The following is a 13,923-nucleotide window of genomic DNA, read 5'->3' on the forward strand; positions in this document are numbered from 1 at the left end:
GAAGCGGTGGCAGAGCCTGGAGCCGGGTCCCGGAGTGACGCGGCGTGCCCGCCGCTCCCGGCGCCGGGGCCTGCGCGGACGCTCCTGCTCGGCGTGCCCAGGCGCGGGCGGCGCTGGCCCGGCGCCCTGCGTGCGGCCACCGCGGTGGCGCTGCCCGGCGTGGCCGGCCTCGCGCTCGGTCACGGGCCCGTCGCCGCGACGGCCGCCCTCGGGGCGTTCGCCGTCGTCTACGGCGAGGGCCGCGCCTACCGGGCGCGGTGGAAGGTGGTGATGTTCGTCGCGGCGGTGCTCGTCGCGCTGGCCGGCCTGGGTGCCGGTGTCGGCACGCTCGTGCATTCCGGATCGGAATGGACGTGGCTTCTGCTGGTGGCGGCGATGACAGCGGTCGTCGCCGTGGGCGCCTTCCTGGTCGACGCGCTGCGCTTCGGGGCACCCGGTGCGTTCCTGCCGCTGCTCACCCTGGAGATCGCCGCGGCCCTGCCGAGTGCCGGCGTGCCGGTCGGCGCGGTCGTGTCGTGGACCGCGGCCGGCGCGGGCACGGCGGTGGTGGTCTCGATGTCCGGCGCGGTGACCCGGCCCCGCACACCCGAGCGTGCCGCGGTAGCGGCGGCCGTGAACGCCGTCGACGCCTGCCTGCGCGCCCCGGCGGAGATCGGGCCGCGGCACGAGGCGGTTCGGGCGCTGCACGCCGCGTGGATGTGCCTGCACGACGGGCGGCTGGGCGAGAGCGCGCATCCGCTGACCCGGACGCTCCGCGCGGCGCACCTGCGGCTCGCGACGGTCGTCGCCGGAACCGACGAGGGCGCCGCCTCCGAGACCGACGATCTGCGGCCGCAACCACCGCTGCCGCGCCCGTCGGCGCGATACCGGCTGGCGCGGGCCGCCCGGCCGGGCAGCCGGTCCTGGACCATCGTCATCCGCCTCGTCGTGGCCGGTCCCGCCGCGGGCGCACTGGCGCTCGCGTGCGGTGTCGGGCGACCGGACTGGGCGGTGATCACGGCGGCGATGGTGCTGCATCAGGGACCCGACCGGGTGCTGGGCAGCTACCGCGGCCTGCACCGGTTCGCCGGCACCGTCGCGGGTCTGGGTGTGCTGGCCGCGGTCGTGTGGGCCGCGCCGACGGCCGTCGCCCTCGTCGTCGTGGTCGCGGTGTTGCTGGCCGGAACGGAGGAATACCTGGTTCGGAACTACGGCGTGGCGATGGTGTTCATCACTCCGCTCGCGCTGCTGCTCGGCGGCGCGGGGGTGCCGCACGACCTCGCCGGGGTGGCCCGCGACCGCCTGCTCGAGACGGTGATCGGCGTGCTCGTCGCCGTCACGGTGCTGTGGCTCGTGCTGCCGTTCGCGCATCGTCGCGTGCTGCGCTGCGCCGACGCGCGGGTCGCGGAGACGGTCGCCACCATCGTGCAGGCACGCACGACGGGGGAGCGGACCGTCCTGCCGGAGCTGCGCCGCGACCTCGAGTTCGACCTGCACGCCGCGACGACCGCGGCGATCGTCGCGGCCCACACCGAACCCGGCTGGACCCGCGACCGGTGGCCGGAGCACCGGCGGCTCCACGAGACCGGATACCGGGTCCTCGCGCACCCGGCCTGACCGGCGTGCCGGTCAGTGCGGTAGCGGCACCAGCTCCACCGGATCGCCGTCCGCCGCGCCGGGCGGCACGAGCGCGATCGCCCGCCGCCCGATCAGCCCCGCCAGGTGTGCGGTGCGGATCGCGTTGTCACACACCCACAATCCGTGATCGGTCTGTCTCGCCGGCAGCAGCCGGGTGACGTCCCCGCTCACCTGCGACGCGTTGGCGAGCGGGGCGGTCCACGGTGGCTCCGGCCGTCGTCCGGTCAGCCCGTCGACGACGGCGGGCAGCATCACCAGCAGCGTCGCGACGGCCGCGACCGGGTTGCCGGGCAGGCCGAGCACCACGCGGCCGTCCGGCAGCACCGCTGTCACCTGGGAACCGCCCGGCTTGCACCGGACCCGGTCGACGACGATCGCCGCGCCGGCGCGGGCCAGCGCCGCCCGCAGCTGGTCGGCGGCCCCGCCGCCGGTCGCTCCGGCGACGACGATCGCGTCGACGTCGATGGCGTCGCGGAGCAACCGGTCGAACCCGTCGACGGTGTCGCGCAGGTGCGCCTCACCGGCGACGGCGGCGCCGCACCACCGCACGAACCGCGGCAGGACGGGGCCGAGAGAATCGCGGGTCTGGCCGTCGCGCAGCGGCCCGTCGCGGCGGATCTCGTCGCCGGTGACGACCACGTGCACCCGCACGGGGCCGCGGACCTGCACGGCGGGGACCTCGCCGCTCAGCGCAGCGGAGACCACCGCCGGGCTCAGGGCGGTGCCCGCCTCGGCAAGCTCGACGCCGGGCGCCCAGTCCTCCCCGCGACGGCGCGCGTCGTCGCGCACCGGGGCGCCGGGGATCCGGGTCACGGTGCCGTCGGCCACCTCGACGTGCTCGTCGCGCACCACCGTCGTCGCGCCGGGCGGCAGGTAGGCCCCGGTGGCGATCCGCGCGGCCTGGCCGTTCTGCAGGGTGAACGGCTCGGTCGCGCCGGCCCGGTGGACCTCGGCGCGCAGCAGCCACGGACCGTCGCCCGCGACGGCGTACCCGTCCATCGCCGACACCGCGGCCCGCGGCAGGGCCTCGGCGGCGACGAGTGGCGCGGCGAGGGTGGCACCCTCCGCCTCCTGCGGCGCGACGGTACGGACCGGCAACCGCGGCAACGACCGTCGGATCTCCGCTCGGGCGGCGGCAGGGTCGGCCGCGACGAGCCCGGGACGCGCGGCGCGGGCCTGCGCGAGCTCCTGCGGTGTGTCGCAGTCGGCGGTCCCCGCGACCGGGACCGTGGCGTAGCGCTCCGGCAGCAGGGCCTTCATCGGCTGATTGGCCGGATCCGTCCCCAGCGCGGCGAGGCGGCCGGCGAGCGCGGGACCACGCCACGCGGCGAGCAGGAACTGGATCCGGCCCGCGTCGTCGACCGCGAACGCCGCGTCGGACCCGGGGTTGCCGCGCAGGGTCTCCACCAGTGCGGTGACCGTGTCCGCGGTGAGGAACGGCAGGTCGGCGGCGAGGGTCAGCACCACCGGTTCGTGGATACCCGCGGCGGCGAGGGCGGCGACGGGCCCGGCCCCGGCGGGCTGCTCCTGGATCTGGACCACCGCTGGGTCGAGATCGTCGCGCCGAGGTCCGACGACGGTGGTCCGGCGGCACCCGGCCACCGCGGCCAGCGCGATGTCGAGCATGCGCCGCCCGCCGACGACGAGGGCGGGCTTGTCGACGCCGCCCATGCGGGTCGCGCGTCCGCCCGCGACGATGACGGCTTCGACGTCGGTCAGCGAACTCATGAGCTCATGCTGCCCGACGCCGGCCGGCGCGGTGTGCCGGGCCGGGTCAGTCCGGCGTGTGGTGACTGCGCGGCGGCCCGCCGATCCCGCACCGGCCACCGTGCGCGGTGTCCAGCACTGTCCAGGTGGCCGCCGCCAGGCTGAGCGCGGTGAGGAGAACGACCAGGAAGATCATGGTCCTATTCTCTCGGGCCGGTGGACCGGGAATCCCGGTCCACCGTGCGAAAGTGGACTGTATGAAGGACGTGTCCGCCACCCCGTCGGCGGTCCGGCTCGCGGCGCTGCTCGGCGACGTCGAAGCCGACCGCGGTCCGCTGTACCGGGCCGTCGCCGCCGCGCTGCGCCGGCGCATCGCCGACGGCCGGCTCCCGGTCGGCGCGCGCCTGCCCGCCGAACGGGCGCTGGCCGACGCGCTCGGCATCAGCCGCGTCACGGTGGCCGCCGCCTACGGCGAACTGCGCGACGACGGCTGGGCGCTCACCCGGCACGGGGCGGGCACGTTCGTTGCCGCTCCCGACGGCCGGCAGCCGTGGGGCACCGCGCTCGGCGCCCCCGTGCCCGGCGTGCTCGACCTGGGCAACGCCGCCCCGGAGGCGTCGTCCCTGCTGCCCGCCGCCTACGCGGCCGCGCAGACCCGGCTGCCCGACCTGCTCGCCGGTCACGGGTACGCGCCGAGCGGCCTGCCCGAGCTGCGTGCCGCCGTCGCGGCGCGGTACACCGCGCGCGGACTGCCGACCGATCCCGAGCAGGTGCTGATCACCGCCGCCGCGGCGGACGGGCTCGACGCCGTCCTGCACACCGTGGTCGGCGCCGGACGACGGGTGCTGCACCAGCATCCCAGCCATCCCGGCGCACTCGAGACGATCGCGGCGACCGGTGCCCAGTCCGTCGCCGTGCCCGTCGACGTCGACGATCCCGACGTGATCGTCGACGAGGCCGATCGCGCCGCGCGGCAGCACGCCCCGACCGTCGCGTACCTGATGCCCGACCACGCCAATCCCACCGGCGCGAGCCTGAGCGTGGCCGCGCGGCGGTCACTCGCCGCGACCCTGTGGCGGCACCGCGTCCTGACCGTCGTCGACGAGGTCGCCGCGGAGCTGTCGTTCGCCGGCGACGACGTCGAGCCGTTCGGGGCGGCGGTCCCGGACGCGGCCACCGTGCACGTCGGCTCGTTGAGCAAGGTGGTCTGGGGCGGCATCCGGATCGGCTGGGTGCGCGGCGACCGGGCGACCGTCGCCCGCGTGCGGGAGGTGCTACTGCGGCGCCAGCTCGGCGTGTCGATCCTCGACCAGCTCGCGGCAGTGGAGTTGTTCGCGCAGTGGCAGCGGATCCTCGACGAGCGCCGCGCCGGGCTGCGCGCTCGTCAGGAGGCGCTCGCGGCGGCCGTCGCCGCACGCCTGCCCGGGTGGCGGTTCGTACCGCCCGCGGGTGGGTTGTCGCTGTGGTGCCGGCTGCCGGACGGCATCGGCTCCACCCGTCTCGTCGCCGCGGCGGAACGGCAGGGACTCGTCCTGCTGCCGGGCACCCGATTCGGCACCGGCCACGCGTTCGACGACCATCAGCGTCTGCCGTTCACCCGGCCGGTCGCGGAACTGCTCGCCGCGGTCGACGTGCTGGCCGGGCTCGGCGCAGCCGTCCTCGAGCCGCGGCGAGCGGCACCACCGCTGGTGTGAGCCGGTTCAGAAGCGGTGCCGCGCCGCCGCGAGATCGACCCGGCCGTCGCGGATCGGCACGCCTTCGAGGTGGAGCCGGGCGAGTTGCCGGTGGGCCAGGTGCGCGGCGGGCCTCCCGGAGGCCGGGACCACCCGGTGCCACGGCAGGTCCGCGCTGTCGGTCCGCATGATCCAGCCCACGGTGCGCGGACTGGACAGGCCGGCCGCCGCGGCGACGTCGCCGTAGGTGGTCACGCGGCCTTCGGGGACGGAGGCCACCAGCTCCCGGACGCGTTCGACGTCCGCCTCGCTCGTCGCCGGCATCTACAGCAGCTTCCGGACGAGGGCCGCCGTCTCCTCCGGTCGTGCCTGGTCGATCATGTGGTCGCAGTCGATGTCGAGCGCCGTGAGGTTCGTGCCGAGCCGGTCGGCGAGGGCGGCACGGAACTCGTCGGTCACGTACGGCGGCTGCACCTTCGCGGCCCGCGCGACGATCGTGGGCAGGTGCGCCGGGGGCAGGACGAACTCGCGTGCCAGCTCGCTCCACGACGTCACGAGGGCAGGAACGCACAGGCGCCAGTTGACCCGGCCCGAGTCGAGGGTGATCAGGTGCTCGGCGAGTTCGGCGTCGAGCAGCGCGGGATCGACCTCGCCCCACGCGCCGTTCGCCTTGTCGGCGCGGGCCTCGGCCGCGTCGGTGTAGTCGGGGTGCTGCACGGTCAGCTCCGCGATCTCGAGCATGCGTTCCGGCGGCAGCCCGATCGCCGGATCCAGCAGCACCAGCCCGCGCACGCGCTCGGGGGCGGTCGCCGCCAGATGCACGGCGAGGGCGCCGCCGAACGAATGCCCGACCACCAGCACCGGACCCGAGGCGTGGGCGTCGAGGACGGCGAGCAGGTCCCGTACGTGCGTCTCGAAGTTCCACGGCGGCGTCCACGGGGAGCGGCCGTGCCCGCGCAGGTCCGGCGCAATGACCCGGGCCTGGGGCAGGTGCTCCGACGCGAGGTGCTCCCAGCGCCGGCCGTGACCGGTGAGGCCGTGCAGGGCGAGCAGCTGCGGGCCGTCGACGGGACCGAACAGGTGGGTGTGCAGTTCGTTCACCCGTCGATTGTGTCAGGGCCGCGGCCGGTTCCGGTGGCGGCCGATGCACTCGCGCGGGACCGGTGCGGCCGTGCCGGCCGGTCGGCGGGGACGGGCCGGGCCCCCGGACCCGGGGTCGATTCGGTCTCGCGGGCGGTCAGTCCGGCCGTGCCGGCGGGAACGACCACCGCGGTGACGGGCCGGCCGCTCACCCGGTCGCGTACCACCACGGGGGGTCCGTCCTCGTCGGCGCAGTAGCGGTCGCCCCACTGGAGCAGGGCGACGAGGACGGGGAAGAGGTCCAGGCCCTTGTCGGTGAGCCGGTACTCGTTGCGGGTGCGGTGTCCGGCTTCCCGGTACGGCACCGGGCGCAGGATTCCCGCGGCCACCAGTTTGCGCAGGCGGTCGGCCAGGATCGGCTCGGACATCCCGACGTGCCGCCGCATGTCGTCGAACCGGCGCACGCCGTTGAACGCCTCACGCAGGACGAGCAGGGTCCACTTCTCGCCGATCACGTCCAGTGTCCGCTGCACGGAACAGTTTGCCGTGTCCGTCTCCAACCAGCGCATGCATCGAGGCTAACTCCTTGCTAACTTCTGTTTCAGAAGTTAGCGTGGCGCCATGGACACCACCTCCACCGATCTTTCCGCCGGCAGCGCCTTCCTGCAGGCCGCGGGCCTCGTGCTCGACGAGGTCTCCGGCACCCGGGTCTCGGGACACATCGATCTGAGCCGGGACCATCACACCCCATGGGGCGTCGTGCACGGCGGTGTGTACACCACCGCCGTCGAATCCGCCGCCAGCGTCGGGGCCAGCGCCGCTGTCCGGGACCGCGGCCAGTTCGCGGTCGGGGTGCACAACAGCACCGACTTCCTGCGCTCGAGCACGGGTGAGCGCGTCGACGTCGTCGCCGAACCGCTTCAGCAGGGCCGCGTCCAGCAGTTGTGGCTCGTCACCGTCACCGGCAGCGCGAGCGGCAGGACCCTGGCGCGCGGTCAGGTCCGGCTGCAGAACGTTCCGTTGCCCGGCTGATTCGCCGCTCGGCGGCGGTGTCGGATTCGCCGCTCCGCGGCGGTGTCGGATTCGCCGCTCCGCGGCGGTGCGGGATTCGCCGCTCCGCGGCGGTGTCGGTCCCGTCTGCTGGAATGGCCCCATGACCGACGCCGACATCCGCCCCGACGCCCGGCCCCGGCAGGCCGAGGTGCGCCTGGTGCCGAGGCCGGACGAGGCGCCGCCGCAGCGACAGTGGCCCGAGGACGTGCAGCGGGTGTTCGCCGACTCGCCGCCCATGCCGCAGTGGCGGCCGTGGCAGGTGCTGGGCGGCCCCGGGACGGGTAAGACCTCGCTGCTCGTGGACCTGGCCGTGTCCCGGATCGCCGCCGGCGCCGACCCGGAGTCGGTGCTGGTGCTCACCCATTCCCGGCGCGCCGCGACCGAGGTGCGAGAGGCGATCACCGCCGGGTTGCTCCGCGCGGGAGCGGCTGCCGGTGGTCCCCGGGCCACGCGGGAACCGCTGGTGCGCACCGTCCACTCGTACGCGTTCGCGGTGCTCCGGCTGCAGGCGTCCACGCACGGCAACCCGCCCCCGCGCCTGATCACCGGCGCCGAGCAGGACGCCGTCCTGCGCGAGCTGTTGCGAGGCGACCTCGACGACGGCGCGGGCATGTGGCCCGAGCGGCTGCGGCCCGCGCTCGGCATGACCGGCTTCGCGGTGGAACTGCGGGACCTGATGCTGCGCGCCAACGAACGCGGCCTCGGTCCCGAGGACCTGATCGAGCTCGGGCAGCGGCGGTCGCGGCCCGAGTGGGTCGCCGTCGGCGAATTCGCCGCCCGGTACGAGCAGATCATGCTGCTGCGCGGCGCGGTCGGCATCGAGGCGCCCGAGGCCACCGCGCCCGCCCTCGACGCCGCCGAACTCGTCGGGGCGGCCCTCGCCGCGTTCGTCACCGACCCCGACCTGCTCGCACGGGAACGGTCCCGGATCCGGCACCTGCTCGTCGACGACGCCCAGCATCTCGACCCGCAGGCGGCGCAACTGGTGCGCGTCGTCGGGCTCGGCACCCGCACCACCACCGTCGCCGGCGATCCGGACCAGGCGGTATTCACCTTCCGTGGTGCCGACCCGGCCTTCCTCGCCGCGCTGGTCGACGACGACCCGAGCCGCCGCGTGGTGCTCGGCACCAACCACCGGGCCGCCCCCGAGGTGGCCGAACTCGTCGGCCGTATCACCCGCCGGCTGTCCGGCCTTCCGCCGCACCGCGGTGCACCCGCCGTCCCGTCGGGCGACCCGGGCACCGTTCGGGTCCGGGTACTGCCGACGCCGGCGAAGGAAGCCGCGCTCGTCGCCGACACGCTGCGCCGCGCCCACCTCGTCGACGGGGTGCCGTGGTCCCGCATGGCCGTCGTGGTGCGGTCGGTGCCGCGCTCGCTCGCCCCGCTGCGGCGGGCCCTGCTGGCGGCCGGCGTGCCGGTCACCACGGCCGCCTCCGAGCTGCCGCTGGCCCGCCAGCACGGCGTCGCCGGGTTGCTGCTCGTGCTGCGGGCACTGTCCGGGCTGCCGTTCGGCGGCGAGGAGGCGCTCGCCCTGCTGTCCGGGCCCGTCGGCGGAGCCGAACCGGTCGCCCTGCGCCGCCTGCGCCGGGGTCTGCGCCGTGTCGAGCTCGCCGCCGGGGGAGACCGCGACTCGGCCGAACTGCTGCGACTACTGCTCGTCGACGACGAGAGCGAGGACGCCGGACGGCTCGTGCGCGGACTCACCGACGTCGAGGCGGCGCCGCTGAAGAAGGCCCAGGCCGTGATGCACAAGGCCCGGGAGGCCGCGCGCCGGGGCGGCGGCATCGAGGACGTGCTGTGGGAGGCGTGGCAGGCCACCGGACTCGAGCGCAGGTGGGCGGCGGCATCCGAACGCGGCGGTCCGGTCGGCGCGCAGGCAGACCGCGACCTCGACGGCATGGTGGCGCTGTTCGACGCCGCCGCCGACTACGTCGACCGGCTGCCGCGCGCCCAGCTCGCCGGATTCGTCGACTACCTCACCGAACAGGAGATCCCGGGCACCGTCCGCACCCGCCTGGTCGCGCCGGCGGAGGCGGTCACCGTCGTCAGTGCCCACTCGGCGGCCGGCCGGGAGTGGGACGTCGTGGCGGTCGCCGGCGTGCAGGAGGGCCTGTGGCCGAGCCTGCGTGCCCGCGGCACCCTGCTGGGCATCGAGACGCTGATCGACGCGGTGTCCGGGGCCGACGGCGGCGGCGACGGCTCGACGCGGCTCTCCCGCACCGCGCCGCTGCTGGCCGACGAGCGCCGCCTGTTCCTCGTCGCGTGCAGCCGGGCGCGGCGCACCCTGCTCGTCACCGCCGTCGAATCGGTGGGCGGCGACACGGACATGGTGCGGTCCCGATTCGTCGACGAGCTGGTGGGCGCGGACTCCGACGACGTCGTCGACGAGGCGGGTGAGGACGTCTCGGTGCTGCCCGAGGAGACCCGCACCCGGGTACTCGCCCTCCCCACCCTCGTCGCCGAGCTGCGCAGCGTGGTGTGCGATCCCGTCGTGGCCCGGGACGATCCGCAGCGGCAGCGCCGGGCGGCGGCACAACTCGCGCGGCTCGCCCGGGCCCGTGTGCGGGGCGCGCATCCGGACCAGTGGTACGGCACCGCCGAGCCCAGCACGCAACAGGAACTGTGGGACCCCGGGGCCGACGCGGTGCCGTTGTCGCCGTCGACCGTCGACCAGCTCACCACGTGCCCGCTGCGGTGGATGTTCGAGCGGCACGGCGGCTCCGACGGCGACAACACCCACGCCGTCGCGGGCAGCCTGGTGCACACGCTGGTGCAGGCGCTCGCCGGACGGATCCCGCCCGACCAGGTGGAGCGGGCGCTCGAACGAGCTTGGGACTCGGTCGATCTCGGTTCACAATGGTACGCCCGTCGCGAGCTCGAACGCACCCGCGCCATGCTCGACACCTTCTCGGCGTGGCTGCGTGGCACCCGTGGCGAGCTCACCGAGGTGGGGGTCGAGATCGCCGTCGACGGCATCCTCGAACCGCGAACCGAGGACGAGCCGCGGGTGCGGCTGCGCGGCCGGATCGACCGGCTCGAGCGCGACCCGGACGGGCGGCCCGTGATCATCGACGTCAAGACAGCGCGTCATCCGGTCACCAAGGAGGCGGCGCAGCAGCACGCGCAGCTGGCCGCCTACCAGGTTGCCGCCGCGGCCGGCGCGATCGACGGGCAGCCCGCCGGCGAACCCGGCGGGGCACGGTTGGTGTTCGTCGCCAAACCCCACAACAGGGAGGGCGCCACCCAGCGGGTACAGGCCCCGCTGGACGCCGAGGCGCTCGACGGTTGGCGCGACGTCATCCACGAAGCAGCCGCGGCCACCCGCGGACCACAGTTCCTGGCCCGGGTCAACGACGGGTGCCGGCACTGCCCGGTCCTGTCGAGCTGCCCGGCACACGACGAGGGCAGGCAGGTGACGGGATAGTGGCACCACCGACGGTGAGCGCGGTCGAGCTGGCCGCCGCGCTCGGGCAGTTCCCGCCGACCGACGAGCAGGCCGCGGTGATCGAGGCGCCCCTGCAGCCCACGCTCGTCGTCGCCGGCGCCGGCGCCGGTAAGACCGAAACGATGGCGGCGCGCGTGGTCTGGCTCGTCGCGAACGGCTTCGTCGACCCGGAACAGGTACTGGGCCTGACGTTCACCCGCAAGGCCGCCCAGCAGCTCACCACCCGGATCCGCCGGCGGCTGGCGAAGCTCGCCGGATCGGCGCTGGTGCGCGACCTCGACCCGACCGGCGGGCTACGCGCCCGCATCCTCGCCGGCGAGCCGGAGGTGGGCACCTATCACGCGTACGCCGGGCGCCTGCTCGGCGAGCACGGGCTGCTGCTGCCCATCGAACCGTCGGCGACCCTGCTGTCCGAGACCGAGCTGTGGCAGCTCGCGTACCGCGTGGTCAGCGCCTGGGACGGCGACCTCGACACCGACCGCAACCCCGCGTCGGTCACCGAGTGCGTGCTGGCGCTGTCGGGGCAGCTCGCCGAGCACCTCGTCGAGCCGGAGGACCTGCGGGTCGCGCACACCGAGCTGGACAAACTCGTGCACACGCTGCCCGCCGGCCCGAACCAGCGTGGGGGACCGTCGAAGACCCTGCTGAACATCCTCGACGCACAGCAGGCCCGGATCGAGTTGCTGCCCCTGGTCGAGCGCTTGGCACAGACGCTGCGCCGCGAGGGCGCGCTGGACTTCGGCAGCCAGATGTCGCTCGCCGCCCGGATGGCCCGCGACCACCCGGAGGTCGGCCGCGCCGAGCGCGCCCGCTTCCGGGTGGTGCTGCTCGACGAGTACCAGGACACCGGCCACGCGCAGCGCGTCCTCCTGTCGTCGCTGTTCGGCGGTCCGCTGTCCGGCGACGCCTCCGAGCGGATGCCCGCGGTGACCGCGGTGGGCGATCCGATGCAGTCGATCTACGGATGGCGCGGCGCGTCCGCGGCGAACCTGCCCCGGTTCTCGACGGACTTCCCGCTGCCGGACGGGAGCCCCGCACCCCGGCTCGAGTTGCTCACCAGCTGGCGCAACCCCCCGGAGGCCCTGGAGCTGGCGAATCTGGCTTCGGAACCGTTGCGGCACAAGGGTGTTCAGGTCAGCACGCTGCGAGCGAAGCCGGAGCCGACCCCCGGCGACGTCCGGCTCGCCCTGCATCCGGACGTGGAGGCCGAACGGGAATGGGTGGCCGGGCGGATCGCCGCCGAGTACGCGGCCGCCCGGGTTGCCGAGGCGCCGCCACCGACAGCGGCGGTGCTGGTGCGCCGCAACGCCGACGCCGCGCCGATCGCGGAGGCGCTGCGAGCCCTCGGCCTGCCCGTCGAGGTGGTCGGTCTCGGCGGCCTGCTGCACACCCCCGAGGTGGTGGACGTGATCGCGATGCTGCGGCTGGCCGCGGACCCCACGGCCGGCAGCGCGGCCGTGCGGGTGCTGACCGGTGCCCGCTGGCAGCTCGGCGCCGCCGACCTGAAGGCGCTGTGGCGCCGGGCCGGCGAACTCGCCATCGGCGGCCGCTTCGGCGTCGCCGGCACGGTCACCGACTCGGCCGCCCTCGCCGAGGCGCTCGACAGCGCCCTGCCGGGGGAGCAGTCCGAACAGGCCGGGATCGCCGACGCGCTCTCCGATCCCGGTCCGCCGCATCGGTATTCCGAGTTCGGTTACGCGCGCATCGTCGCGCTGGGCAAGGAGCTGGCCTCCCTGCGGGAGCGGCTGGGCCAGCCGCTGACGGAGCTCGTCGCCGAGGTGGAGCGGGTTCTCGGCATCGGCATCGAGGCGCAGGCCCGCGCGGGCAGCGACGGCGGTGTCGGCCGGGAGAACCTCGACGCCTTCGCGGACGTGGTCGCCGGGTACGCGAGCCGCGGCTCGGCGACGCTGACCGGCCTGCTCGCCTATCTCTCCGCCGCCGAGGAGATCGAGGGCGGACTCGCTCCGGGCGAAGTGCAGGTCGCCACCGAGCGGGTGCAGGTGCTGACCGTGCACTCGGCCAAGGGCCTCGAATGGGAGGTGGTGGCGGTCCCGCACCTGACCGCCGGGGTCTTCCCCTCGTCGACGGCCGGCAGCACGTGGCTCGGCGCCCTCGGGGAACTGCCGCCGTCGCTGCGCGGCGACCGGGCGCTGCCGGGCGAGAACAGCGACGGCGTGCCCGTCCTCGATCTCGACGAGGTCTACGACCGCAAATCGCTCGAGAACTGCATCGACACCCACAAGGACGCCCTCAAGCACCGGAAACTGGACGAGGACCGGCGCCTGTTCTACGTCGCACTCACCCGCACGGAGCGGGCCCTGTTCGTCTCCGGGCACCACTGGGCCGAGTCCGGAACGGAACCGAAGGGACCGTCCCCGTTCCTGTCGGAACTGCACGAGCTGGTGGCGGCGCGACCCGGACTCGGCCGCATCGAGACCTGGGCCCCGGCGCCGGAACCGGGCACCGAGAACCCGATGACCGCGGATCCGCACACCGCCGTGTGGCCGCGCGATCCCCTCGGAGTGCGGCGTCCCTTCGTCGAGCAGGGCGCGGCCCTGGTCCTCGCGACGCTCGAGGAGCCCGAACCCGAGCCCCCGGCGAACCCGGACGACGACCCCGACGACTGGGCCGCGGACGTCGACGCGCTGCTCGCCGAGCGGGCCCGGCGCGCCGAGCAGCGTGCCGAGGTGATGCTGCCCGCCCAGATGTCGGTCAGCCAGCTGGTGGATCTGGCCGCGGACCCGGCCGCGCTGGCGGCGCGGCTGCGCCGTCCGTTGCCGTTCCGCCCGAATCCGCTGGCGCGGCGCGGCACCGCCTTCCACGCCTGGCTCGAACGGCGATACGGCGCCACGCGCCTGCTCGACCTCGACGAACTGCCCGGCGCGGATGACGCCGGCGGCGACGAGACCGAACTCGACCGGCTCCAGGAGGCGTTCCTGCGCTCGCAGTGGGCGCAGCGCAGCCCGGTGGAGGTGGAGGTTCCGTTCGAGACGTCGCTGGCGGGGGTGGTGATCCGTGGCCGCATCGACGCGGTGTTCGAGGACCCGGACGGCGGCTGGACGGTCATCGACTGGAAGACCGGCGCCGAGCCCGACGAGGACCGCCTCGAGGCAGTGGCGATGCAGCTGGCCGCGTACCGCCTGGCGTGGGCGCAGCTGATGGCCGCCCGCACGTTCCGCGCGACCGGTCGACCGGCCGCGCCGCCTCTCGACAGGGTTCGGGCCGCATTCCACTACGTGCGCACCGGGCGGACCATCGCGCCGGAGGACCTGCCCGGCGCCGAGCGGCTGGACCGGTTGGTGCGCAGCGCCGGCGCGGACCGTCCGTCGGCCGGCGAGCGGTAGCGGC

10 protein-coding genes are annotated in these 13,923 nt (G+C 75.3%); 5 read left to right on the plus strand and 5 right to left on the minus strand.

Annotation, left to right across the window (positions count from 1 at the left end; genetic code table 11):
* The first annotated feature begins 93 nt into the window (after positions 1–93).
* The gene (locus G6038_RS00720; RefSeq protein ID WP_346772710.1) at positions 94–1,596 is read left to right on the plus strand and encodes an FUSC family protein; all 1,503 of its coding nucleotides are present in this window, start codon (positions 94–96) and stop codon (positions 1,594–1,596) included.
* Between the two features lie 12 nt (positions 1,597–1,608).
* On the opposite strand, the gene G6038_RS00725 is transcribed toward G6038_RS00720, so the two are convergent.
* Both G6038_RS00725 and G6038_RS31765 read right to left on the minus strand, forming a co-directional pair.
* Positions 1,609–3,345, minus strand: coding sequence for an NTP transferase domain-containing protein (locus tag G6038_RS00725; RefSeq protein ID WP_165035414.1), 1,737 nt, complete (start codon positions 3,343–3,345; stop codon positions 1,609–1,611).
* A 46-nt stretch (positions 3,346–3,391) separates the two neighbouring features.
* Positions 3,392–3,520, minus strand: a complete 129-nt coding sequence (locus tag G6038_RS31765; RefSeq protein WP_276613786.1) for a hypothetical protein — start codon at positions 3,518–3,520, stop codon at positions 3,392–3,394.
* Positions 3,521–3,581: 61 nt separating this feature from the next.
* Between G6038_RS31765 and G6038_RS00730 the strand changes: the two genes are divergently transcribed.
* Positions 3,582–5,018, plus strand: a complete 1,437-nt coding sequence (locus G6038_RS00730) for a PLP-dependent aminotransferase family protein (RefSeq protein ID WP_165035415.1) — start codon at positions 3,582–3,584, stop codon at positions 5,016–5,018.
* A gap of 6 nt (positions 5,019–5,024) precedes the next feature.
* On the opposite strand, the gene G6038_RS00735 is transcribed toward G6038_RS00730, so the two are convergent.
* From G6038_RS00735 to G6038_RS00745, 3 genes are read right to left on the minus strand one after another with little or no spacing between them, the layout of a single operon-like run.
* Entirely contained in the window at positions 5,025–5,321 is a 297-nt protein-coding gene (locus G6038_RS00735) for an MGMT family protein (protein WP_165035416.1), read from the minus strand.
* A complete protein-coding gene (locus tag G6038_RS00740; protein ID WP_165035417.1) occupies positions 5,322–6,098 on the minus strand; it encodes an alpha/beta fold hydrolase in 777 nt (258 codons plus the stop codon).
* Complete coding sequence (locus tag G6038_RS00745) at positions 6,095–6,646, minus strand: helix-turn-helix domain-containing protein (RefSeq protein WP_206024056.1); 552 nt, start codon at positions 6,644–6,646, stop codon at positions 6,095–6,097. Before G6038_RS00745 ends, G6038_RS00740 begins: the two co-directional genes overlap by 4 nt.
* Before the next feature lie 52 nt (positions 6,647–6,698).
* Here G6038_RS00745 and G6038_RS00750 point away from each other — a divergent pair, with 52 nt between their 5' ends.
* The 3 genes from G6038_RS00750 to G6038_RS00760 all read left to right on the plus strand — a co-directional run bounded on the left by G6038_RS00750 (position 6,699) and on the right by G6038_RS00760 (position 13,919).
* On the plus strand, positions 6,699–7,109 hold the full coding sequence (locus G6038_RS00750) for a PaaI family thioesterase (protein ID WP_165035418.1): 411 nt from the start codon (positions 6,699–6,701) through the stop codon (positions 7,107–7,109).
* Positions 7,110–7,230: 121 nt separating this feature from the next.
* Entirely contained in the window at positions 7,231–10,554 is a 3,324-nt protein-coding gene (locus tag G6038_RS00755) for an ATP-dependent DNA helicase (protein WP_165035419.1), read from the plus strand.
* A 14-nt stretch (positions 10,555–10,568) separates the two neighbouring features.
* A complete protein-coding gene (locus G6038_RS00760; protein WP_346772711.1) occupies positions 10,569–13,919 on the plus strand; it encodes an ATP-dependent DNA helicase in 3,351 nt (1,116 codons plus the stop codon).
* The last annotated feature ends 4 nt before the right edge of the window (positions 13,920–13,923 follow it).

This window comes from Rhodococcus sp. 14C212 (assembly GCF_011058195.1).
Taxonomy (GTDB): domain Bacteria; phylum Actinomycetota; class Actinomycetes; order Mycobacteriales; family Mycobacteriaceae; genus Rhodococcus; species Rhodococcus aetherivorans.

Bases quoted from the DNA above. Each gene is read 5' to 3' on its own strand.
- G6038_RS00730 (WP_165035415.1), top strand. From the start codon at position 3,582: ATGAAGGACGTGTCCGCCACCCCGTCGGCGGTCCGGCTCGCGGCGCTG.
- G6038_RS00745 (WP_206024056.1), bottom strand. From the start codon at position 6,646: ATGCGCTGGTTGGAGACGGACACGGCAAACTGTTCCGTGCAGCGGACA.
- G6038_RS00755 (WP_165035419.1), top strand. From the start codon at position 7,231: ATGACCGACGCCGACATCCGCCCCGACGCCCGGCCCCGGCAGGCCGAG.
- G6038_RS00750 (WP_165035418.1), top strand. From the start codon at position 6,699: ATGGACACCACCTCCACCGATCTTTCCGCCGGCAGCGCCTTCCTGCAG.
- G6038_RS00725 (WP_165035414.1), bottom strand. From the start codon at position 3,345: ATGAGTTCGCTGACCGACGTCGAAGCCGTCATCGTCGCGGGCGGACGC.
- G6038_RS00735 (WP_165035416.1), bottom strand. From the start codon at position 5,321: ATGCCGGCGACGAGCGAGGCGGACGTCGAACGCGTCCGGGAGCTGGTG.
- G6038_RS31765 (WP_276613786.1), bottom strand. From the start codon at position 3,520: ATGATCTTCCTGGTCGTTCTCCTCACCGCGCTCAGCCTGGCGGCGGCC.